The organism is Paenibacillus sp. NPDC058898 (genome assembly GCF_049316025.1).
Taxonomy (GTDB): Bacteria; Bacillota; Bacilli; order Paenibacillales; family Paenibacillaceae; genus Paenibacillus_AQ.
The window spans coordinates 99743-123605 of sequence record NZ_JBMOSM010000015.1; the positions used below are offsets into that span (position 1 = coordinate 99743).

The 23863-nt window shown below is 45.7% G+C and carries 19 protein-coding genes and 1 pseudogene; 17 read left to right on the forward strand and 3 right to left on the reverse strand.

What is annotated here, in order from left to right:
* Positions 1-3 precede the first annotated feature (3 nt).
* The 11 genes and pseudogenes from ACOZB4_RS28820 (at position 4) to ACOZB4_RS28870 (ending at position 15003) form a co-directional block, all read left to right on the forward strand.
* A complete protein-coding gene (locus ACOZB4_RS28820) occupies positions 4-696 on the forward strand; it encodes a CD3324 family protein (RefSeq protein WP_379405805.1) in 693 nt (230 codons plus the stop codon).
* A gap of 207 nt (positions 697-903) precedes the next feature.
* A complete protein-coding gene (locus ACOZB4_RS28825) occupies positions 904-1569 on the forward strand; it encodes an ABC transporter permease subunit (RefSeq protein WP_422759714.1) in 666 nt (221 codons plus the stop codon).
* Between the two features lie 335 nt (positions 1570-1904).
* The gene (locus tag ACOZB4_RS28830) at positions 1905-2207 is read left to right on the forward strand and encodes a discoidin domain-containing protein (RefSeq protein ID WP_379406148.1); all 303 of its coding nucleotides are present in this window, start codon (positions 1905-1907) and stop codon (positions 2205-2207) included.
* Positions 2208-2344: 137 nt separating this feature from the next.
* A pseudogene (locus ACOZB4_RS28835) lies at positions 2345-3511 on the forward strand (glycosyl hydrolase family 8); the annotation flags it as partial.
* A gap of 51 nt (positions 3512-3562) precedes the next feature.
* Positions 3563-5020, forward strand: coding sequence for a DUF7594 domain-containing protein (locus ACOZB4_RS28840; RefSeq protein WP_379406149.1), 1458 nt, complete (start codon positions 3563-3565; stop codon positions 5018-5020).
* Positions 5021-5398: 378 nt separating this feature from the next.
* The gene (locus ACOZB4_RS28845; RefSeq protein ID WP_379405809.1) at positions 5399-7894 is read left to right on the forward strand and encodes a GH39 family glycosyl hydrolase; all 2496 of its coding nucleotides are present in this window, start codon (positions 5399-5401) and stop codon (positions 7892-7894) included.
* Positions 7895-8095: 201 nt separating this feature from the next.
* On the forward strand, positions 8096-9337 hold the full coding sequence (locus tag ACOZB4_RS28850; protein WP_379405811.1) for a PTS sugar transporter subunit IIC: 1242 nt from the start codon (positions 8096-8098) through the stop codon (positions 9335-9337).
* Between the two features lies 1 nt (position 9338).
* The gene (locus ACOZB4_RS28855) at positions 9339-11633 is read left to right on the forward strand and encodes a beta-glucosidase family protein (protein ID WP_379405813.1); all 2295 of its coding nucleotides are present in this window, start codon (positions 9339-9341) and stop codon (positions 11631-11633) included.
* Between the two features lie 263 nt (positions 11634-11896).
* Positions 11897-12490: an RNA polymerase sigma factor gene (locus tag ACOZB4_RS28860; RefSeq protein ID WP_379405815.1), complete on the forward strand. Its 594-nt coding sequence runs from the start codon at positions 11897-11899 to the stop codon at positions 12488-12490.
* Positions 12450-13400, forward strand: coding sequence for a hypothetical protein (locus ACOZB4_RS28865; RefSeq protein WP_379405817.1), 951 nt, complete (start codon positions 12450-12452; stop codon positions 13398-13400). The genes ACOZB4_RS28860 and ACOZB4_RS28865 overlap by 41 nt, the downstream gene beginning before the upstream one ends.
* A 196-nt stretch (positions 13401-13596) precedes the next feature.
* Positions 13597-15003, forward strand: coding sequence for a PQQ-binding-like beta-propeller repeat protein (locus ACOZB4_RS28870; RefSeq protein ID WP_379405819.1), 1407 nt, complete (start codon positions 13597-13599; stop codon positions 15001-15003).
* Between the two features lie 106 nt (positions 15004-15109).
* Here ACOZB4_RS28870 and ACOZB4_RS28875 read toward each other — a convergent pair whose 3' ends face one another.
* Together ACOZB4_RS28875 and ACOZB4_RS28880 are read right to left on the reverse strand one after the other, a co-directional pair.
* Positions 15110-15289, reverse strand: coding sequence for an H-type small acid-soluble spore protein (locus ACOZB4_RS28875; RefSeq protein WP_076321652.1), 180 nt, complete (start codon positions 15287-15289; stop codon positions 15110-15112).
* A gap of 11 nt (positions 15290-15300) precedes the next feature.
* Complete coding sequence (locus ACOZB4_RS28880; RefSeq protein WP_379405822.1) at positions 15301-15471, reverse strand: hypothetical protein; 171 nt, start codon at positions 15469-15471, stop codon at positions 15301-15303.
* Between the two features lie 309 nt (positions 15472-15780).
* Between ACOZB4_RS28880 and ACOZB4_RS28885 the strand changes: the two genes are divergently transcribed.
* The 5 genes from ACOZB4_RS28885 (at position 15781) to ACOZB4_RS28905 (ending at position 20320) form a co-directional block, all read left to right on the forward strand.
* Positions 15781-16767 carry a phosphotransferase enzyme family protein gene (locus tag ACOZB4_RS28885; RefSeq protein WP_379405824.1) on the forward strand — a complete coding sequence of 329 codons (987 nt, stop codon included), beginning with the start codon at positions 15781-15783 and terminating at the stop codon, positions 16765-16767.
* A 34-nt stretch (positions 16768-16801) separates the two neighbouring features.
* The gene (locus ACOZB4_RS28890; RefSeq protein WP_379405826.1) at positions 16802-17443 is read left to right on the forward strand and encodes a hypothetical protein; all 642 of its coding nucleotides are present in this window, start codon (positions 16802-16804) and stop codon (positions 17441-17443) included.
* 126 nt (positions 17444-17569) lie between these two features.
* Positions 17570-18304: a class I SAM-dependent methyltransferase gene (locus tag ACOZB4_RS28895; protein ID WP_379405828.1), complete on the forward strand. Its 735-nt coding sequence runs from the start codon at positions 17570-17572 to the stop codon at positions 18302-18304.
* 182 nt (positions 18305-18486) lie between these two features.
* Positions 18487-19032 carry an RNA polymerase sigma factor gene (locus ACOZB4_RS28900; RefSeq protein ID WP_379406150.1) on the forward strand — a complete coding sequence of 182 codons (546 nt, stop codon included), beginning with the start codon at positions 18487-18489 and terminating at the stop codon, positions 19030-19032.
* Positions 19025-20320 (forward strand): hypothetical protein, encoded by a 1296-nt coding sequence (locus ACOZB4_RS28905; protein ID WP_379405830.1) that lies wholly within the window; start codon positions 19025-19027, stop codon positions 20318-20320. Before ACOZB4_RS28900 ends, ACOZB4_RS28905 begins: the two co-directional genes overlap by 8 nt.
* Before the next feature lie 209 nt (positions 20321-20529).
* Here ACOZB4_RS28905 and ACOZB4_RS28910 read toward each other — a convergent pair whose 3' ends face one another.
* The gene (locus ACOZB4_RS28910; RefSeq protein WP_379405832.1) at positions 20530-22131 is read right to left on the reverse strand and encodes a sialidase family protein; all 1602 of its coding nucleotides are present in this window, start codon (positions 22129-22131) and stop codon (positions 20530-20532) included.
* A 131-nt stretch (positions 22132-22262) separates the two neighbouring features.
* Here ACOZB4_RS28910 and ACOZB4_RS28915 point away from each other — a divergent pair, with 131 nt between their 5' ends.
* Entirely contained in the window at positions 22263-23318 is a 1056-nt protein-coding gene (locus ACOZB4_RS28915) for a LacI family DNA-binding transcriptional regulator (protein WP_379405834.1), read from the forward strand.
* The last annotated feature ends 545 nt before the right edge of the window (positions 23319-23863 follow it).

Below are 23863 nucleotides of genomic sequence, written 5' to 3' on the forward strand. Positions count from 1 at the left end.
CCTATGAAATATGAAAATGCCAGCGATATCATACCTGAGAAGTTATTGAAAGAAATTCAGAAATACGCTGCTGGAAAACTTCTTTATATTCCTACTGGAGAGGAAAAAAGGGGTTGGGGCGAGAAGTCGGGTTACCGAAATCAATTACAAAGGCGTAATATTATGATTCGCAATAAGTATGCCAATGGGGTAACGGTTTCGGAACTTGCGGATGAGTATTTTTTATCTTTGGATTCCATTAAGAAAATCATTTATTCGAAGAAAAATGACCAACAATTCACTTATGCTCCAACTGTACGATCTGCTGTACAGTATGCGAATATCGGAATGCTCGAAGAATGGATTCATTGTTATATGCTCCACTCCCGAAATGCTGCTCCTAGTTCACATGATTTTATGAGAAAAGAGTATTTGTATTTCGGTGTTGTTAAATTTCCTTTGCGTCTCATCGAGTTTAATGGAATCATGCCCGGGAAAGACTGTACCGATGAAGCAGACTCAGCTACTCTTCCACCACTTCTTATTCAATATAAAGAAGGCGAATTTTATTGCATCGAACAGAAGAAAGTATTAGCTACACTAAAACAACGCAAAGTAAATGCTTATCCAACCATAATTGTACTGAAGGAAACAACGAATTATAAAAGGTTTATGAAACACTATGAAAATGTTTTATTTTATATTAATCAAGTATGACTTTGCTAAACGAGCCACCTCATTGTTAATGAGAGATTCATACGCGCAGCGTCAAACAACAGACAGCGGGGGCGTCCCAGGTCAAAGGACCTTTTGGGACCCCCTTTTTTGCGTTTAAAAAACTTAAACAGCTTTTTCGTGCGTTTTGGAATGGCTGCAAGCTGTTCAACAACCCGGAATACCTTCCTGTACAATTTCGTTTTTATTGTGCTGAACCTGGTTTTAGCCGTACTGGTAGCGCTGCTGATTAATGAAATTAAGGATAAAGCGATCAGCCGGTTCTATCAAAGCACATTCCTGCTGCCGCATATCATCTCGATGGTCGTGGTTGCCTATCTGGTCTACAGCTTTTTGAATGTGGATAGCGGTCTTGTGAACAGATTATTAATCCATTGGTTTGGTTCGGAGGCGGTGTCTTGGTATGGAGAACCCAAGTATTGGCCTTACATCCTGGTCATCGTCAATGCATGGAAGAACGTAGGTTATCTATCCATCATCTATTTTGCTTCCATTATCGGAATAGACAAAGAATACTATGAAGCTGCCACGATTGATGGTGCAACCAAGTGGAAGCAGATGACCCGGATCACCATCCCGCTTATTTTGCCTGTCATCACCACCATGACTCTGCTTGCGGTCAGCGGCATTCTCCGGTCGGATTTCGGATTATTCTATCAGGTTCCTATGAATACAGGCGCTCTGATCCCGACAACAAATACCATCGATACCTTTGTCTATCGTGCCATGATTCAATCCGGGGATATCGGCATGTCGACAGCAGCTGGATTCTATCAATCCGTCGTTTGTTTAGTGCTCATCCTGGTAGCAAATTCGGCAGTAAGACGCATTAATAAACGTGACGCTTTATTTTAACAAAGGGGGAGAGATAGAAATGGTGAAGGAATGGAGTTGACCACGCTGGTTGGAACCGTCGTAAGCCTGTTGATAACAGCGCTTTTTGCTTATCCGTTATCCAGACCCGAGGTCTATGTGATCGGGTACACTAGTGTCCCTCCTACTTGAGCTAAATTCATAGCCGATTACATGACAACCTTAAAAAAACAACAATACACCTTAATTTAGTCCCTTTCCGAATTTGAGAAATGGGATTAGAACTAAGATACCATACAATAATTTGTATACATCCCAGAATGTGGTTTTTGTAACTCCGTGAAAGGGGGATTGCTTATACCGAGTGTTCAAAAAGCATTAATAAAGTCAAACTCATATGGGAAGACGCCTATGGGAAAAGCTACAAAATTCAAGTGTCGACGGATACGGCAGCGCCTGTAAATTGGACGGAGGTATACTCCACTTCAACCGGTGACGGAGGGATGGACGAAATCTCATTCGCAGCACGGGATGCCAGATATGTAAGGATGTATGGCACGGCAAGAGGAACATCTTACGGGTACTCTTTGGACGAGTTTGAGGTGTACGGTTCCGCTGCTTCAAGCAGCGATACGGATCCCCGCGATATGATCAGCAATGACGCAGGGCTTATCTTTTAGAAGTAACCATGGTCACAGGCAAGATGCCCGAAACCAATCCAATAGGAGGAATAGGAATGTATAAAAAATGGTCCATTCACGTACTTTGCCTCGTCCTTTTGATGTCGACTTTTCTCTCACCGGTGTTTGTACAAAAAGCCCATGCAGCAGGCGAGCAAAAGCCATTTCCCCAGCAAGCAAACTTTGCTGGAATTACGAAGCCTAATCATCTCTCGCAGTCGCAATTGAATGCAGACGTTATCGCTTACTATAATTCATGGAAATCCAGCTATTTGAAGAACAACTTGTCCTCCTTGCCCGGCGGATATTATGTGAAAGGCGAAATTACAGGAGAACCTGGCGGGTATAAGGCGTTGGGCTCTTCCGAAGGTCAAGGATACGGCATGCTCATTACGGTGTTAATGGCAGGCTATGATCCGAATGCCAAAACCATTTACGACGGCCTGTTCAAAACGGCCAGAGCTTATAAAAGCAAGGGAAATCCTAACCTGATGGGCTGGGTCGTAGCGGACTCCAAAAGCGCGCAGGGAGATTTCTACTCGGCGACCGACGGGGATCTGGACATCGCTTACTCGCTCATTCTTGCTCATGATCAATGGGGTTCCTCCGGTACAATCAATTATTTGGCGGAAGCCAAAAAAATGATTACGGATGGAATCAAGAAAAGCAATGTCACGACTAACAACCGGTTAAATCTGGGCGATTGGGATAGCAAAAGCGCACTGAACACGAGACCTTCGGATTGGATGCTCAGCCATTTAAGAGCTTTTTACGAGGTTACCGGTGATTCAACGTGGTTGAATGTCATCAATAACCTGTACAACGTCTATAGTTCATTCAGCGCCTCCTATTCGCCGAACACGGGGTTGATTTCGGATTTTGTCGTTGACAATCCTCCAAAGCCCGCTCCACGAAATTATTTGGAAGAGTTCCCGGAAACGGACGAATACAATTATAATGCCGCTCGGGTACCACTCAGGATTGTGATGGATTATGCGCATTATGGTGAAACGAGAGCTAAATCGATCACCGATAAACTGGCTTCCTGGATTAAAGGAAAGACGAGCGGCAACCCTAACAATATTAAAGACGGGTATAAATTGAACGGAACGGTGTCTCCATCGGCAAGCGGGGCGGAAGGTGTGTTTGTGGCTCCGTTTATTTCGGCAGGAACCCCGAATAGCGGCAACCAGGCCTGGATCAATAGCGGCTGGGATTGGATGAAAAGTCATAAATCCGGCTATTACAGCGACAGCTTCACCCTCTTAAACATGCTGTTCATTTCAGGTAACTGGTGGAAGCCAGGAGGGGGAGGCAACCCAGTAGATACGCAAGCACCAACGGCTCCGTCGAATTTGGCGGTTACTGCAAAGACTTCGTCCAGTATCTCTCTTTCATGGAATGCTTCTACGGATAATGTAGGGGTTACGGGTTATGAGATTTATAACGGCTCAGCACCAGCGGCTTCCGTTACAGGAACGAATGCGACCATCAGCGGCTTGAGCGCCAACACGGCCTACACCTTTACGGTCAAAGCCAAAGATGCCGCCGGGAATATATCGGGCGCAAGCAATGCAGTGACAGCCACAACAAATAACGATACATCGTCCCCGAATCTTGCCTTGAACAAGATGGCCGTTGCAAGCTCAAGCGAAGCCTCGGGCTTTGAGCCTGCTAAAGCTTTTGACGGCAGCCTGGCAACGCGATGGGCAAGCGCAGAAGGCGTTGACCCGCAATGGATTTATGTCGATCTCGGGGCAGTGAAGAACATCAACCGAATCCAATTAAATTGGGAAGAAGCCTATGCGAAGAGTTACAAGATTCAAGTATCTGTCGATAACGGGACACCTACCAATTGGACGGATGTATTCTCCACAACAACCGGGAATGGCGCCATAGATGATATTGCCATTTCGAACCGAAATGCGAGATACGTGAGAATGTACGGCACGGCCAGAGGCACCCCTTACGGATATTCCTTATATGAGTTTGAAGTGTACGGAACAGATTCTATGGGCAGCTCGGATACGGAGACACCAACGGTTCCAACGAATTTGGCAGTAACCAACACGACCTCCTCCAGCGTTACGCTTTCATGGGGGGCTGCAACGGACAACGTAGGCGTTACCGGTTACGATGTTTATGAGGGCGCCACGTTGGCTGCCATCGTTACCGACACGACAGCGACGGTTAGCGGGCTAAACGCCAACACGACCTATACATTTACGGTTAAAGCGAAAGATGCAGCCGGCAACGTCTCGGCTGCAAGCAACGAAATCAGTGCAACCACTAGCGGGGATACGGTGAACCCTGTCAAACTTACAGCGATCGAGGACAGCTTCGTTCGTGGCGGTACGTATGCCGGGGATCAATATGGCTCCCAGAATACGATGACTGTAAAGCTGCGCGCCTCTAATGCCTCTTACGATCGAGCAGGATACTTGAAATTTGATACTACCTCATTAAGCGGGTCTGTAAGCTCTGCTATTCTCAAAATCTATGTAACCAATATTCATAGCAATACGAGCTCCTATACAGTGGAAGCCAGGGGTATCAACAATGATGCATGGTCTGAAACGTCGATCAACGCAACGAACCAGCCGACAGAAGCCGGGTCTGCATTGGGGACCGTGACGGTAAGTCAAAAAGGTGCCTATGTGAGCTTTGATGTCACTTCATTTGTGAACAGTCAATCGGATGGAGTCGTAAGCTTCCGCATCGTCGGTCTAGATGAAGATATGGGTGCAGATTATGCGACCAAGGAACATTCGGATACGGCCATTCGTCCTGTTCTTATCATTAACGGAGATTAATGAATACATTAAAACCACGATCAAGTGAAATCTTGGATTAAGACACAAGGGCTGCCATTTGGGCAGCCTTTCACTTTGTTAGTCATGAACCATAGGATTACAGACATCCTTTCAAGAAACGGGACACTATGATGCCGATTAGGTTTTTATCTAATCGGCATCAGCTTTCTTTACAATGAAACTAAACTAGTATAATAACATTTAGTGCTCCGGATAGCCTGTGTTCTAATGTATGTAAAAGTCGTAAACTATACATGCTATCATGATAAGGTTCTATAATTTATGATGATATTTGTAATCTATGAGTCACTTTATCATCCGTTCGATATGTACAATAAAGATATATCGTTTTCAGTTCATATGAAATGAGGGCCCAATATGCGTTACCTTTATGAATTTATCGAGCATCAAGATGATATGCCTTTTAAGCTGTTTGTCAACAGTGTGAAGCAGGTTCCATTTCACTGGCATAAAGAGGTGGAGATTGTCTATGTTCTCCAAGGTTCTGTTATCATGCATCTTGACCAGAAGCAGTATACCCTGCATCAGGACGATGTCATTGTGGTGAACAGCATGTCGATCCATAAGTTTGAACAGAATAGCCCTGACAATATTTTATTAACGCTTCAATTTGGCCCGGAGTGGCTGCATAATAATGTTTTTATTTCCTGTAATTCTACGACAGAGGCTGAGCCGATCGGTTTCCGATTTGACACAATCAAGCAAGAGCTTGCAAAGATGGTGTGGGAGATGAACAAGAAGTCTCCAGGCTATCGAAGCTACACGATGGGAAGGCTGCAAACCTTATGTGGGCATTTATTGCGATATTTTTCGGAAGGAATCAATCCGGAAGCTGAAGATGGCAGCAAGAGTTATGACTATAAAAGGTTGAATCGGGTTCTTACCTATATCGATCAAAATTATAAAGAGAAGATTACGCTGCAGACGATGGCGGAACAAGAACACTTAAGTTTGCATTATTTTTCTCACTTTTTCACCGATAAAATCGGTATTCCTTTCCAAAAGTATTTAACGCTGATTCGTTTGGAGAAGGCCCAGTCGGAGCTTTCCGGAAGTGAAAAGAGCATTACCGAAATTGCGATGGATTGCGGTTTTGCGAACGTAAAGCTATTCAATAAGTATTTCAAAGAAAAGTACGGTTGTACACCAAGCTCGTATCGTGAAGCCGCTGCTCCGCTTCAGGATAAGCCTAATCGAAAACCGCTTACATATGAAGAGTCCTCTAGTGGGGACTATTATGAATTAGATACGATCAATGCGATGGGGTCGTTATATCGATATCTGGAAGTGAAGTCGGATCAAGAACAGGAGAGGGTGAACCCTCTAACGTCGGTTGTTACGGATCAGGAGCAAATTCGGATTCAGCCGGGAATGTTGTCAACAGGGTACAAAAAGCACTGGAATGTTACCACAACAGCGGGCAGGGCAGTTGAAGGGCTGCGCGATGACTGGCGTCGGCAGCTTTCCGAGCTTAAAGCACGAATTCCTTTTGAATATATACGTTTTCATGGCATCTTTAATGATGAGATGATGGTATACAACGAAGAGGATGACGGTACTCCGGTCTATAATTGGGCTTATGTTGACAAGCTTTATGACTTTCTTGTTGAGCTGGGAATCAGGCCGTTTGTGGAGCTAGGCTTTATGCCGACCTTGCTCAGCCGTTCCAACGAAACGGTATTCTGGTGGAAAGGGAATATTTCCCCTCCAGCTGATCAGGCAAAATGGGAGGCGCTTGTTCGTGAGTTCGTTCGGCATTGCTTAAATCGCTACGGGGCCGAGGAAGTAAAACAATGGTACTTTGAAGTATGGAACGAACCGGATTTATCAGGCGTTTGCTGGGCAGGAAGCAAAGAGGAATACTTCTCCTTTTATGAATCTACCATTCGAGTGATCAAGTCGGTTCTTCCTGAACTAAAAACAGGCGGACCTGCTTTAGGTTATGGTTCACTTTGGAACGACACATGGGCCGAGGAGTTTATGGAATATTGCAAGAGGCATCATGCAGCGATCGATTTCTTTTCTTTTCATATCTATTCGGAGTATCCTCAGCTCAAAGCGGAGCAGAATATGTTAACGAAAATGATGCCTCCAACTTTTTATAAAGAGAGCATCCATCGACTGCAGGAAAAAATGGAGCTTGCCGCTTTCCGTGATTTGGAGCTGCATATTACCGAATGGAACTTTTCCCTCTATGACCGGCATCTGTTACACGATACCATGTTTATGGCCCCATTCGTGATGTATCATGCGATGAATACACTGGGAGATGTGCAGGCCATGGCTTTTTGGTGCTTCACTGATGTGTTTGAGGAAAGTCTTGTTCCATCCTCTCCGTTTTATGGAGGTTTTGGTTTAATGAATCGGGATGGACTTAAGAAGCCGAGCTATTACGCCTTTGAGCTTCTTCAGAAACTGGGTGAAGAGATAATCGTTAAGGGTGATGGTTATGTAGGTACTCAGAATAAAGACGGGAGCATACAACTTCTGCTGTATCATTACGTCCATTTAGATCATATGTTTTCAAGCGGGGACTGGTCGGAGATGTCCAATCATAACCGTTACAGCGTGTTCGAAGAGAAAGGCAGCAAGGTGTTTCAAATCAATATTTCTCATCTACCGGGAACCTATAAATGCACAACCTATCAGATGGACCGGGATCATGGCTCCGTTTTTGACGAGTGGGTTCGCATGGGAGCACCCGAAATCTTGACGGAGGAGGAACTTGCGTATCTTCACGGAAGAAGCGGCCCGGTCATCCGGACAGAGATAATACAGGATCAAGGTTGGCAGAAAGAAATCAATCTTCCACCGCATGGTGTGCTATTGCTCACATTAGAGAAACAGTTCTAAACACAATCTTCAAGAACACCTCCTCCATGAGAGGGGGTGTTTTTTGCTGTCGATTCCAAGTAGATGCCATTAGCCGGATCTAAGGATAAGAATTGGACAAAAAACGCCCATAGGCGAGGCAATTTACAACGAGTAAGCGTTAACAAAAGTACCTATACTATAGCTATGTGCACAACAGAATTACAGGAGGGGAATCAACAGATGAAGCGTTTTATGAGATGGATGACGGAATCATTTGCGCCAAGATTGGATGCGATTACAAATAACATTTGGATAGCATCAATACAAGAAGCCATTATGGTTGCCATCCCGATGATTTTTATCGGTTCTATTATTACTTTGATCTCAATTTTGCAAGACTTCATTCCTGGCATGCCGGATTTGACGCCAATCACAACATTCAGTTTTGGCCTTCTCGGTTTGTTTATTGCATTTCTGACGCCGTATACGGTTATGGAGAAAAAGGAGAGGCACAAAATCAAGCTGCTCGCAGGAATGACCGGCATATCCTTATTCCTCATGCTGCTTAATCCCGTCGTAAACGAAGACGGAACCGTTCAGTTCATTCTTGAGCGTTTCGGTCCTGCGGGTATGGTTACGGCACTCATTGTAGGCGTCTTCATCGCCGTCATCATGAATGTCTGCGCTAAGTTTTCTTTCTTTAAAAAAGGGTCATCCATGCCAGAGTTTATTATGGATTGGTTTGACTTCCTGGTACCGATTGCCGTGATCATGGGCATAGGCTGGGTTCTAGTATATCAGCTCCACTTTGACATCTTTGGACTGATTGTGAGCGTGTTTGAACCTATTAATGCTATGGGGCAAAGCTTGTTCGGGTTTATCCTATTTAACTTTATTGGGGTTGTACTATATTCCTTCGGAGTTAGCCCGTGGGTTCTGATGCCAATATGGTATGCCATATGGATTCCGGCGATTGAGGAAAATGCCGCATTGGTTGCGCAGGGACTGGATCCTGTCAACATTAATACATTTGAAACATTTTTCTCCGGATGGCTTGGAATCGGAGGGATGGGTGCAACATTGCCGCTTGTTATCTGGTTCCTGTTTGCCAGATCCAAAAAGCTGAAAACCATTGGTAAAGCAACATTAATTCCTTCCCTGTTTAATATTAACGAGCCTGTTGTGTATGGAGCGCCAGTTGCCTTCAATCCGCTATTGATGGTGCCTATGTGGATTAATGGTCTCATTACGCCCATTATCGTCTACTTAGCTCTTGATATGGGATTTGCACAAATACCAAGTAAAATCTTCCAGCTGTGGTATACGCCGATCGGTATATCAACTTACCTCATGTCCGGATTCAATGGACTTATTCTACTCGCCGTTGTCTTGCTGATTGTGTTCGCCGTATGGTTTCCGTTTTTTAAACTGTACGATGCGCAAGAATTGAAGAAAGAGCGGGAGTTACAAGAAGAAGCTTGATATGAAAGGGTGGATACAAATGAAAGCATCGATCAACGAATTGATAAAGGAAATGACACTTACTGAAAAAGCATCCCTGTGCGCGGGATTAAATATGTGGATGACCAAAGGGATCGAGAGACTTGACATTCCGCCGGTTCATATGTATGACGGAACGAATGGGATTCGAAAAACGAACAGTGACGATGAAATGGGGATCACGACAGAGAATGTTCCCGCAACTTGCTATCCCACGGGCTCCGCTATCGGTTCTTCGTGGAATCCTGAACTGCTGCACGAAGTTGGGGAGGCACTTGGTAATGAATCCAAAGAGATGGAAGTAGAATTGCTGCTCGGCCCAGGAATCAACATGAAGCGGACTCCGCTTGGGGGAAGAAATTTCGAATATTACTCCGAGGATCCCTGTCTGACAGGCGAACTCGGCGCTGCTTTCATCAATGGTCTCCAAAGCAAAGGAGTTGGCGCTTCGCTTAAACACTTTGCTTGCAACAATCAGGAATTCGAGAAAATGGTGACGAGTTCAGAAGTGGACGAACGGACGCTGCGCGAAATTTATTTAAGTGCCTTTGAGCGAATTATTAAAGAATCGGATCCTTGGACCGTCATGTGCTCCTATAATTTGCTTAATGGCTCGTATACTAGTGAGAACGAGCATTTATTACATGATATCTTGAGAGAAGAATGGGGATACGAGGGCGTCGTGATCTCAGACTGGACAGCTGTGAATGATCGGATCCGTGGGCTGAAAGCAGGACTTGATCTCGAAATGCCGGGGCCAGCCGGTTATAACACGAATGCGATTATCAAAGCCGTGGAGAGCGGAAATCTTGCAGAAGAGCAGCTCGACAAAAGCGTTGCCCGTATACTAAAACTCGTAGAACGTGTAACTGGTATTGAAGAATCGGCTCCGGTATCTGATATGGAGTACCACAATCTTGCGAGAAAAGCTGCAGCAGAAAGCATTGTGCTCTTAAAGAATGAGAATGGCATTCTTCCGATCCATGCAGAGTCAACCCATTCCATTGCAGTTATCGGCCGTTTCGCCAAAAAACCTAGAATTCAAGGAGCAGGCAGCGCAAAAGTAACGCCGACGCGCGTTGATATTCCATTTGAAGAAATGAAGGCGTTGGCTGGAGCTTCCGTTGAGATGAGTTATGCTCAGGGCTACCCTGAAGATGACTCCATTCATGTGGAGATGATCAAGGAAAGTGTCGCATTGGCGGCGAAATCGGATGTTGCAGTTATATTCGTTGGCCAGCCTGAGTACGCCGAGTCCGAGATGCGTGATTTGAAGGGCATTGATTTGCCAGAACAGCAGATTCTGCTTATTCAAGCGATTGCAGCCGTACAACCTAAATGTATTGTGGTGACCAGCAGTGGTTCAGCCTTGGCGATGCGTCCATGGGTTCAGCATGTTCCCGCTGTCATTCACTCATGGCTGTCCGGACAAGGTATGGGTAAAGCAATTGCTGAAATCTTGTTTGGACAGGTGAGTCCTTCCGGTAAACTGTCCGAGACGTTTCCAGTTAAACTTTCTGACAATCCTTCACATATGAGGATCCGTGGTGAAAACGGCAAACTGTATTATCGAGAAGGGCTGTTCGTCGGCTATCGATACTACGATAGGAAGGAACTCGCTCCACAGTTTCCGTTTGGCCATGGCTTATCCTACACTTCATTTGCCTATAAGGATATGAAGGTAGCTCAAACGGAGACAGGGATCACAGTCTCTTTCTGGCTGGAGAATATCGGAAACCGAACAGGGAAAGAGGTCGTTCAGCTTTACGTCCACGACGAAGAATGCACATGGACACGTCCAGAGAAAGAATTGAAGGCATTTTCTAAAATCGAGTTGGCTCCTGGGGAGAAACAGCAGATTGTCTTTGAACTTGAAGAGAGAGACTTTGCTTATTACAACACCAAATATAACCGCTGGGTAGCGGAGAGTGGTTATTTCCAAATTGCACTCGGCAGCTCTTCTCGTGATATCAGAATCACGGAGCGACTGTATTGTGATTTTGGGAAGGAAGAAGTATCATTTCATAAATTCAGCTTGGTTAGCGATTGGATCAACGACCCCACTGCGAAATCCGTATTGGAAGAGTGTCTGAACGAGATGAATCAGCATGTCGTAGAGAAGATTTACCTCAATGAAGAGTTCATCGGATTTTGGGAAGACTGTCCAGTCATTAAGATTTTGCAAATGTATGGTCAAACCTGGATGGTTGACCGCTCACCGGATGAAATCATTGAAGAGCTTATAAGTCGAGTCTATCAGCGACGCGGTAACATGTAAGACAAGATAATATTCCTTATAAAAGCTTGGGATCTGAAAAAGGATTCCAAGCTTTTTTAGTGTTCAAAATGGCGCAACGACCATAATTAGGCCCTGTAATGCAGATTGTCAGAGAAGCAGCTCTGATGCAGCAGTTGTGCAGAACATGGCGATCCACCTGAACAAATTACTTGAGGAGTTCGTTTTAGACTGTAGTGATTTATTGTGCTGTCACATTATGGGTCGAGTTGTTCGTTGTATAGAGTGAAAGGGGGGGAGAGGGCTTGAATGACGCGGAGATAAGTCAGATCATTGCAGATGTGTTGGATGGGGGGACAGAACAATTCGAGAAAATCATGAAGGTTTATCAAAAACCGATTTTTCTCTACTGTTATCATATGCTGGGTAATCATGCCGAGGCCGAAGATAACGCACAGGAAGTATTTTTGAAAACATTCCGCAGCTTGCGGAAATATACTCAATATGAGATGGATTTTGGCGCATGGTTATACAAGATAGCCTATCATCAATGTATTGACATCATCCGTAAGCGAAAGCTGGTGAAATATTTACCTTTCTTTTACCAGGATGATAAAGAAAATAATGATGTCGATATGCATATTGAAGCCAACTATTTTGATGAATCCGTACATCAGGCCATGGCGAAATTATCGGCGGAAGAGCGTAATTTGTTAATCTTACGTTGTGTCGAGGATAAGAGCTACCAGGAGATCAGTTTGATTCTCGGCAAGAACAGCGCAAGCCTTCGTAAAAAATACGAACGTACATCTGCAAAATTTCGAAAGTATTATGCTCAAGTAAAGGGAGTGGGAATGTATGAATATGGACAGGGAACGGGATTTGAAAAAACTGTTTGATGACCCGCGCATTCCCGACGTCGACCTGACAGGAAAAGTAATGAATACACTATATGCTCAGCCAAAAGAAAAGGAGAGGTTTTTTGTGAAATATAAAGTTGCTTTAACTGCGTTTGTAGGTATGATGTTAATGGCATCGACGGGTTATGCGGCCGTGCAGTATCATTCTTTGAACAACAAGGATGGCGAAGTCGTATATGAGACTAAATCGACCAAAGAGTACGAAAAAACAGAATCGAAAGATGACGTAGAGCGATTCGAAGCGTTTTATGATCTTAAAGAGAAGTTGTTAAAGAACGGACAAGCCGCGCTGTTCTACGTTGCTGCCAATAACCCGAATCATCAGACAGATCTGGGAACGAAGGTGACTAGCTTCGATAATCTTACTCAATTGCGCGATAAGATTACGGATAAATCCATTAAGATCGCAGATAAAGTCAATGGAAATTATACATTCCAAAAGGCGGACGTGCTCTTTAAAAATGTTCAGGAAGTAAATCCGCCTTCTCCGGAAGAAAAAAAGAAAATGGCAGAAAAGCTGAGAAAGCAGGCGGAAGAATCCAATCAGGGATATGCCATGATGCCGATTGAAATGACAGATCAGTTTTTCCTACTCTTTGCTACGTATCAAAATGGCGAAGATAAAATCGGGGTTAATATCACTAATCTGAGTGGAAAGAGCAACCCTACAACGTATATTGACGAGAACGTTGAATTTAAGCAGGAGAAGGTTCAAGTGAAGGGAGTAGAAATGCTGCATACAGAATTTGGTCCTTCGCAGAGTCACGAGCTGAAATGGGTATACGAGAGCCCAGATAAAAAGGTAAAATACGCCTATACTATAAGTGGGGACATAAATAAAGTAAGCAAAGAAACTTTGATGAAAATTGCCGAAAGCTATTTGGAATAATAAATTTTAACCAACGGGAATCTTCTCCAATGCGAATTGGGGTTGATTCCCGTTTTGGGATGATAAACAGTTTTCTATGTAGGCAATTACTTAAGGGAACTTAAAGATTATTTATAGTTCGCTTGGAACTTTATGCCTTCTCTGAGCGTTGTATTTGTCGTGAAGCAAGAAGCCATAACAAATGGGAGGGCTATTCATGCTTAGAATTGAAATGAAACGATGGAGTAAACTCCTCAAAGGTCAACTACTCCGGCTTATCATTGCAAGTATTGCCGTGGGCTTACTTACTGTCCATGGCGTGTTGGCAGTACCACCTTCGCAAGTGAATGCAGAAGCAGCCGATATTTCGTTACGCAACTGGTATCCTTCCTCAGTCTTCAAAGTACCAGAAGTAAAACCTTCTTGGACGGTGAAGGTGGACAACTATCTGGATATGGATGACGAGAATTATCTGGGTCGCCAGGCGATTGCTGAAGATGGCAAGGTGTTCGCATTCACCGGGAAAAAGCTGATTGCCATCGATGCGAGTACAGGCAAGCGGTTATGGAGTTACGGTAAGGACCTGAAGCCTTACGTTGTATTTCATAATGGCGTTATTTATGGCCTATCGGGAGATCAGATGCCATACGCTTTGAATGCAAAGACAGGCAAATTGAAATGGCAGTCGAACACATCCATCTACATGGATACTCGGCTTCGTACGGAAGTGCTGGTTCCAACTGTCGATACGCTGTATGCAATAAAAGGGAGCAGTACCTTCGCGTTTGATGCAGCCACAGGAAAGTTACGGTGGAAAACGAACGAGCCGTCAGGAGAAGGACATGGCACTGATTATCTTCAGGAGGCGGATGGAGTAATCCTTCGGACGTTCTATATACAAGGAGCGCTCACTTCTCTTCAATTGACTGCCTATGACAAGAAGACGGGCAAGAAGTTATGGGACCATTTTGGTCAGGGAGAAGCGCTCCAAATTAAAAACGGTCTCGTGTATTCGGTTGACTATTATTCTCCATTGCTGACTGATTATCAGTCGCTGCCGGACCGCAAATGGATCGTAAATGTGTATAACCTTAAGACCGGCGTAAAGAAGAGCAGCCGAGAATATAGCTGGAAAATGCCGGGGGATCCGCCATATGAGTACGGCGGAGGCGGCTTATTTATAAACCAAGGGAAGTTATACATGGATCAGGGCAATAAGGTGGCCGAATATAATTTTGACACCTATAAGAAAGGTGAGGCTCCTCTGCGAACTTTTCCCCGCCCTTACGAAGGCGACTGGGAGTTGATCGGACTGGTTCAGGAACGGTTGATTTTCAAAGACCGAATGACGGGTGAACTGGCCGGCACCAAGCTGGCGAGCGGACAACATGTCGATTGGAGAGGCGATGCACCTGTTGCGCAGATTGACGTATATGGGAAAGGGTTATATCGGGCGCAGCGTAACGGCACATTACTCGGCATCAATATGTTGACGACGTTGCCGATTTTTAGAGTAACGACGGGTGCAGATTTACACGAGTCGACGCTAAAGACAAACGGTATGATCATCATCCAAGCGGGGGGTAAACTCCTCGGGGTAAAGGTACCGGCATCGTTGAAATAAAGGAATAGCTTGTGCTACTTGAATCATATTTCGTTTTAACAATAAAAAATCCCACCAACGAAATTGGATGGGATTTTTTGTTTAAGGTTGGGTGAGTGTTTCTATCTTATGGATGCTCGGTGAGACTGGATAAAGGGACGGTCATTTCCTGCTCCGAGTTTCCGATCGGATAGACCCGAGCGGTTTCATCCTCATTGACATGCTGTATAAAGATAGGGGTATCCTGATAAGTGACATTTTTCATAATGGCCGATTCCGAAATTTCAATCGCTCTTTGTTTGTTCATGACAGTTCTCCTTATTTCGAAAGATCTTTCAATGGATCAGCCTGACGGTGAGAGGCTTTTTGTATGTCTCGATCCAGCTTCGATGGTCCTTGAATTTCTTCGGCAGCCTCCATTTGATCATTCAGCTGTTGTTCTATTTGTCCGATCCCATGTGCTTCTTGATGCTGTTTGCTCTTCGCCAAAACGATCCCTCCATTTTGTAGTAAGACCTTTGTAATCTCTGCATTACTACAATGCACCAAAATAAACGAACTTATGCAGTTGTTCACGTGCATTCGCGAAGGGTTATCTTCAGAAATCATAAGAAGAGTGGTATTATATTGATTGGTTAATAATTCCAAAACAGGAGTCGCACAAACTTCTTAACGAATACTCTTCGAATGAAAACATAATCGTGATCGAGATTACAGTAATCAATACAAAGTCGCTCGCTTGAGCGGCTTTTATAATTATTGGTCTATAGGACTCTTAAAAAGATGGAGGTATCCTGAATGGCAAGCTCGAAGCTATTGCTTAAAGCAGCAGAATCTTTCGAATTTCAAGTAGGAACGTTAGTCTTCCTGAGTAACTCAACCAATGAAGTATATCGGTTTACGAAGGACAATCAGTCCTATATCTTGCGCTTATCTCAGAAATCACACGAATATGTACCGAAGATAAGGGCGGAGGTAGATTGGGTTTATTACTTGGTGAAGAACGGAGTACGTGCTTCATTACCGATTCAAACATGTAATAATGAGTTAACGGCCATATTCTGCGATGAAGATAAGTGGTATATAGCAACTGCTTTTCATGAGGCTGCAGGTCGCTTTTTTGATAAGCACAATGAACAGCTATGGGGCCCGAAGATATTCAGAAATTGGGGAGAAACCATGGGAAGGATGCATAGGCTATCGAAATCATATGAAGCATCAGACATCCTTGTGAAGAGAGACAGCTGGAGCAGAAGAAGCATCAATAATCCTCATCTGGAGCAAGGCAGTTTCAATGTACTTCTTGAAAAATTGATCTCTATGGAGAGTACGATTGATTCACTGCCTAGGTGTTGCGATTCGTTTGGACTCATACATCATGACTTCCATCCTTATAATTTTTTTATCGACAACAGTGAAATAACGGTTTTTGATTTTGATGATAGTATCTATGGCTGGTTTTCATTAGACATTGCAATAGCGGCCACTCATGCCGTTTGGTGGGGAGTGCATGCAGAAGATCGTGTCACAAAAAGCAGGTTTGCCCAACGGTTCTTGCGTGAATTCCTCATGGGTTACGAGAAGGAACACCATCTCACCGAGTACTGGAAACAAACAATCCCCATGTTTATGGAGTATAGAAATATTTGTTCTTTCTTCTGGTGGCTTAGTGAATGGAATGGGCATGAGAGCTGCCTTACAGAGAACCAACAGAATGCAATCAACCATGCTGTTATGCTGATTGAAAGAGGCTTGCCTTTTGATGGCTGTGATATTCAACTTTAGCAACATGATAGCTTATTTTAATGGAGGTAGTAAATTGAGGTTAAAAGCGTGTATATTAATCGTCTTCATGATTCTAACGGGTTGCTTTGCAGGAACTAAGGAACAGATCTCACCTGAGACCGATTCGACATCTTCCAAGATCGAATTTACACCGGTGGATTTGTTCCAAGGGGACGCAGCGAAGTTTAAGCTATTTCTCGGTCCGATGACGGGTGCATTTAAATTAAAGTATGAGGGAAATAAACCTAACGTCAGCTTGGACATCGATATTTGGAAGAACGGGCAGAAGGTAGATTCGGCAGGGTCGATCGGAGATTTGTTTTACAGTTCGAACGAGCAAAAGGGCAGCAACGAAGTAGAACTAATCGTATCCGTTGACACGGAATCCATAGAGGGTCAAAAGGAGTTCAGCAAGATTAAAGTCAACACCACTTCTCACACGGGATCAAGTCTTTCTACCATTACTATTCCTTGGGACAAAAAGTTGACAGCACACGGTTTGATTCAGGATATGCGTCCACGTTCGTTTACGATAGACCAGCCCGTGCATGTATTTGGGATGCATGCTACAAGTACCAATAAAATACATACAGCGGATCTTTCAACGGAATCGTTGAGAAAAACGGAGTGGGCACTTGTGTTCACCTTGCGTCTTGATGAAGAACACATAGAATAAACGCTTTGGGTTACAGTGCTTGATCCATGATCACAATTAAAGCAGAAACAAGACTGACGTTGAGGAATGAAAACAGGTCAAATATAATGGGGGGGAATTATAAAATAACGTTAAGGGGTGATTGTAGTGAAGCAAAACAAGTATGATGATCTAGGATTTTTCGAGAATTACAATCAACTTCCCCGTTCAATCAAAGGATTAGAGGGAGCAGGAGAATGGGGTGCCTTTCGATCGATGTTTCCGGAACTTAGGGACAAAAAGGTGCTTGATCTCGGCTGCGGATTCGGGTGGCACTGCAGGTACGCAAGAGAACAGCATGCACGGTCTGTGGTCGGAGTGGATATCTCAAAGAACATGCTGGAGAGGGCAAGGTTGATGACCGATGACACGAATATAGAATATGTGCAGGCCGCAATAGAGGATTTTGACTACCCTGCTAACGAGTTCGATGTCGTGATTAGTTCGCTTGCACTTCATTACATTCGTGATTTCGAGGATATCTGTAAAAAGGTGTATCAGAGTCTAACGGTTGGAGGTTCGTTTGTCTTTTCAGTTGAACACCCCGTGTTTACTGCTGTGCCCGAACAAGATTGGTATTATGGCCCGGACGGGGAAAAGTTATTTTGGCCTATCGATCACTATCATGAGGAAGGCGCACGCCAAACTAGATTTCTTGACAATGAAGTCACCAAGTACCATCGGAATATAGCCACACAGATGAATGCGTTAGTGAAAGCAGGATTCCAGTTTAGGGAAATGTCTGAGCTTAAGCCAGAACACGAGCAGCTTCAGGATCCAGAATGGCATGATGCATTCAGACGCCCCATTTTCTTATTGATCGCCGCAGATAAGCAGGTCTGACCCGCTTGGACAAAATAAACAGAGGGACACCTAAACAGGTGTCCTTTTTAGTTCATGAGGAGAATCGGTCAAGGTGACGACCATTACATATTAAGCTGCCGGATATTATTCATTTGATTTCGGGAACTTTCATCGACCGTATGGAGTCTGTTTTGGTAAGGGGGGCGAACAGCTTGAGGGAGATGCAGATGCAGCATTCTGCGGAACTGAATATTTCGGACATCCGGATGCTAATGGAATCCTACGGTGAGGATGTCTGGAATTATGCTTACGTGATCACCAGAAATTCACATACAGCGGATGATATCGCGCAGGATGTGTTTATTAAAGCTTATCAAAATGTTTCCTTCTTTCGCGGGGAAGCTTCCATCAAAACTTGGCTGCTCAAAATCACCCGAAACACAGCGCTTTCCTATCTGAAACGAGCGTTTTTGCGTAGAGTGGTGCTGATCGGGCGATCGCCGGGTGATGGGCTGAACGGGACGATGTCTTCGCCATCTGCCGAGTCGGAGTATTTGAAACGGGAGGAGGCGGATGAGCTGTGGCAGGAGGTTCTAAAGCTGCCCGGTAAATTTCGAGACCCCCTCGTGCTGAGTGTACATCTTCAGCTAACCATAGAGGAAATATCCGGCATTACCGGTCTTTCGCCAGGGACGGTAAAGTCTAGAATTTACAGAGCTAAAAAGAAGGTTGCCGCCAGATGGGAAGGAGCGAACGACGATGAATGAATGGAAGCCGGATTGGAATAAGAGACTGGCTGGACCGCCCTTTAAGGAGCGGCGATTTAAAGCTGACATGATGGAGGATGTGGAAAAAAGACTTACGGTGGTTGAAATGAAACGAACCAGCCGTGGATGGAGACGACCTGCTGTAGCCATCATTCCAGCGATACTGCTTCTGTTAGGGGGTGGGATCTGGTTCGGAAACCAGCCCCCATCTATTCCCCATCCGGTAGCTCCAGGTCCAGGCACACAGGGGGGAGGAACGTTTTCCAGCATCCTGCTTGGAACAGGAGGCGACTTCGACTGGTGGAACCTTGCGAAAAATGAGATCAAACAGGCTAACGACCGCACGATCGTGACACTGACCGAAGCTCTCTTGCTGCGAGAGCTTGGCATCTGGGGCGGCCCATCGCCGGATATATGGGAGCATCCTGAGGTGAAATGGCCGCTTGACCGCTATGATGTGTCCAGCCCTTGGGTATATGAAGTGCACGTGAAGGAGATAAACGCAGAAGAAGCGCAAACCGTATATCGACTTCATCTGCTGCTGCGTGATTCGATTCCGATGAAGTATGAGGAAACGATAGACGTTACTATTCGTAACGATTCACACAGGATCACGCTTATTGAGCAAATCGACATAGACGAAACGGGAGCACCTTTGGATGGAATCAAGGTTGGAGACGAGCAGGGGAATACCGTGATATTAAGAGAGGATACGGAGATTGGCCTGAAGATGACCGGAACTCTGATACAAAAAGAAGGGATGATCCGCTCCATCCACGTTCAGTATGGCGACACGGAACATACCTTTCATGATTGGAAGAATGTGAGCAACGAAACCTACTATCCAGACGTTGCATTGCTGCCTGCAAAGAATAACAAGGAGGATGTACTTGCTATCATTTTGACAACCGGCTACGGTACTGGCATTAGAGAATCGGAGTTGAAACTTCTAACAGAAAGTTTTAGAGAGGTGATGTCAGCCGATCCGGTGCTTTCGGTAAAGTCCAAACTAAGCTACAAGGCGACAGCAGAAGCGGGAAAACGGATTTTTCAATTCATGCTGGACGGGGTAACTCGCACATTTGAATATAAGGAGGAAGACGCCGGTTTTTGGCTGGATCAGCCCGCTGTTGGCAACATAGTTAGTTATTACGTTGAGGGAGGCACCTTATACGCATCGGTGCCGATTCAGGTTTCGCCTGGAGAATTCCCGGTCGCGGTCCGGTTGCGGTACGAATACGACGGTACAGCGTTTCTTGTATCGGAGGTCTTGTTTGAAGAGATGTGAGGAAAGCGATCAAGTGATGATCTTGCATACAACGACCATAATCAAAGGCAAGAAGTAATCTTTTTGCTGACTAAAATGAAAGGGGCCGTCCACTGCCATCTATGATGACTTTTGGACGGCCTTGGAATAAAGTAGTTTCAACAATGTTAATGCATTTTAACCTACTTCTATCGTGGAGAGGCCTCATTTAGCCGGAGGTTATACTCCTACTAGTTCCGGAAGAACTCGACCTGATCGATATCCGCCCATTGGGAAGAGGACGAATTGGATACGTAAAATCCGATCGTCGCCTTGCCGCTCGTCACTTGAATATTGGATATCGTGACAGACGTCCACGCTGTTGTCACCGGACACCCGGTTTGAAGCATGCTGCCTCCATAGTCCTTCACTTCCATGACACAGCTGTTCTGGCCTCCGCTGCTGCGCATGCGGGCGCGCATCGTATACGTGCCGTTATCGAGACCGCTAATCGTCTGTCCGACATACGCGGTCGAAGGTCCGCTTGTGCCCGCGAGACCGACAAAGTAAGAGCCTTCGGCAGCGGGAAGCCCAACGCCGTCATTAGCTCCATGAATAAGAATCCGTTTCGGGTAATCATCGCCGTACGTCGTCCAGCCCGCTACATTGGCTGTTTCAAAACCGGGATTGTTAACGACATTCGTTTGCGGCGGTGTCACGACATGCCCGAAGCGCAGATAGATGCCGTTTGCCGGATAAGTTGCGCTGGTGACAGCTGCGACACGGGTCGAATCAATGGTCATCAGGGCATTCCAGTTGGAGGATTTCGTATCGGATACCGGAAAAACGTTGTTTTTGTACTGCCATGACGCGCCGTTATCGGAGCTGATCATCGTAAACATCGAGGTGTAAGGATCCCCCGTATTGGCGCTGCTTTCATCGGTCTGGAATGCGGCCATAAGACGGCCGTCGTCAAGCTTCACGACGAACGGAGCACCCGCCTTTTTGCCATTGCCGCTGGGCACGTACATCGTTTGGCGGGGAACCGACCAATTAAAGCCGTCCGGCGATATTTTATACTTGATGACAAAAGGGTGGCCGGCAACGTCCGAGGCTTCGAATACGGTTATATACCGCCCGTCGTTCATTCGCGTGATGACCGGCATACCGTCGCGGGAGCTGGCTGCCACTCCGTCGCTAACCGTGATGCGGTTGCCCCAGCCGCTTCCGTTCCAGGTCTTCATATACAAATTTTGCAGCCCGGTCGTTCCGACCGCAGCCGGACTGTCGTCCGCATAAAGCACCGAGATTGTGCCGTTGATCATGTCTAGATGCGGCTCCCACAAACCTTTAAAGCTGGAGGCGGTTGAACTCCCGACCAATCCGCCAGGCAAATCGCTCCAGGTGTAACCACCGTCGACGCTCCGCTTGACGTTAAGCTGGATGTCATAGGTCGAGCCGTTCTGTACGACCTGCCGATAGGCTAACCAAATTTCCCCGCTTGGCAGCCTTAACATTTGACCGTTCCCCACATTGCCGGCGCTGCTTGAGACAGCTGTGATCGGAGCGCTCCATGTATAGCCGCCGTCCTGCGTTCGGGAGACCACAATGCGCGTGTTGCCTCCGCCAGCGTTGGTGTCGAAGGATACGAGCCACTCGCTCGGCGTAAGCTTGAGCAGCCGAGGATACCATACGCCTCCCGATGGCGGCGTATAGATGGCAATCTGCTGCGAAGCCCACGCCATGCCTGATGAAGCGGCATGAACCGGTGACAATGGAATTGCCGTTAAAGCAAGCGCAAGCATGACGACGAAAGCAAGTGGTTTCTTCCAGAAGCCTTTGTTTCGAATCATATGCAATTAACCTCCCAACCCGAATTAGAAAGCGCTTTCTAAAAGGGATTGTATCGCAATTAATATCGTTTAAGATATACTAAATATATATTATTTTTCAGTGGGGACTGACGTAAAAAGCGAGGTCAGACATGGAGCATCCGTTATATAAACGAATTCAGAACGACATACGCCAGCGCATTCAGAGCGGCGAGCTGCAAGCAGGCGCCTTGGTAGCGTCGGAGAAGGACTTGGCTCAGCGTTACGGTGTAAGCCAGATTACAACCAAAAACGCGCTCAACGGCTTGGTAGAGGAAGGCTTGTTAGTGCGATATCGGGGAAAGGGCACCTTCGTTCGGGAGCAGGTCATTCTGAAAGAGCTACATCTTAAGTCGGGCACAAAAAAGACGATCGCGATTATTTTGCCAACGATGAAAACCAAGATCGACCAGCAGCTGCTGGATGGTCTGGAGCGTTATTGTGCGGAGCGGGAATATGACCTGTTGATCCGCATTACACGCGAGTCGCAAGAGGAAGAATACCGAGCGATCAAGCAGTTCCAAGAACGAGGCGTCGATGGGTTTATCATTTTCCCGGTCGAGCAGGAAAGCTACAATAATGCAATTCTACGCTTGTCGCTCGATCGGTTTCCATTGGTGCTTGTCGACCGTTTCTTGAAAGAGATCAAAGCGTACAGCGTCAGCTCTGACAATTACGGAGGCGTTCGCGAAGCTATATCCAGTTTGCTTGCGGTGGGACACAGGCGCATTGCCTTCCTGTCACCGGAAATTACAAATTCGGTTACGGACGAAAGAGCCAGAGGCTTCGAGGCCGCTTTTATGGAACAGGGCTTGCCTATAGACAAGACACTATGGTGCATGCTGGATTTGGAAACTATAGCAGAGGGTCACGGACAACGGGATGTCGTTCGTTTTCTGCGTGATCGGAGCGATATCACGGCCGTCTTTGCCGTTAACGCGGAATTGGCCCGCTATACCCATTATGCCATTCGGGAAATGAGGACGGGAGCAGGGAACGAACCGCAACTAGCCGCTTTTGACGATCCGGATATCGAAGGCATTCCTTTCGTCCGTCAGCAATTGGATGAAGTAAGCCGGCGTGCCGTCGATTTGCTGTCGGAACAGTTGTCCGGTACGCACGAGCCAAGGCGTGAAGTCGTACCGGTCCATTGGATTTGGCCGGAATGAATCGGACTTCACGAAGTTCGATCTAAGAATACAATGAAATAACCCATCAAGGGGTCGTCCTTAAAGTAGATTGTTGAGGGATATCTTAGAATTGCCCCATGGCATGTTGAATGTACAAAAGAAACCGTTCCTTTCGTAAATGGTTTGGGTTGAACCTCCATTTTACCAAAGAACGGTTTCTTTGCGTCTAAAAGTAAGCAATCTGCACGGCGTAGCGGAGAGGACGAATCGATTCCGGACAAGTGTCAGCGCTTGCCTTTGCCACCACATTTCATCCTTGCTCAGAACCATTCCAAGAAATGCGGGGCAACAGCGATGGGAGGAATGATTCGTAACATGGAGTGTCTTCTAACAGCAAGAAGGGGGCCTTCCGCAAGATCTAAGACCTTATGGGTCAGCCGCTTAGCTTAATTGATATAAAGAAACTTTGCATCTCAAAGCTCCTGCTGTTGATATCGTCTGAAAAGTCTCCATTAAGAGCAGTCTGTTTCCTTTGGAATCCTCTCGATAGATGTTTTTAGTCATTTACAAACACCAAGTTATAT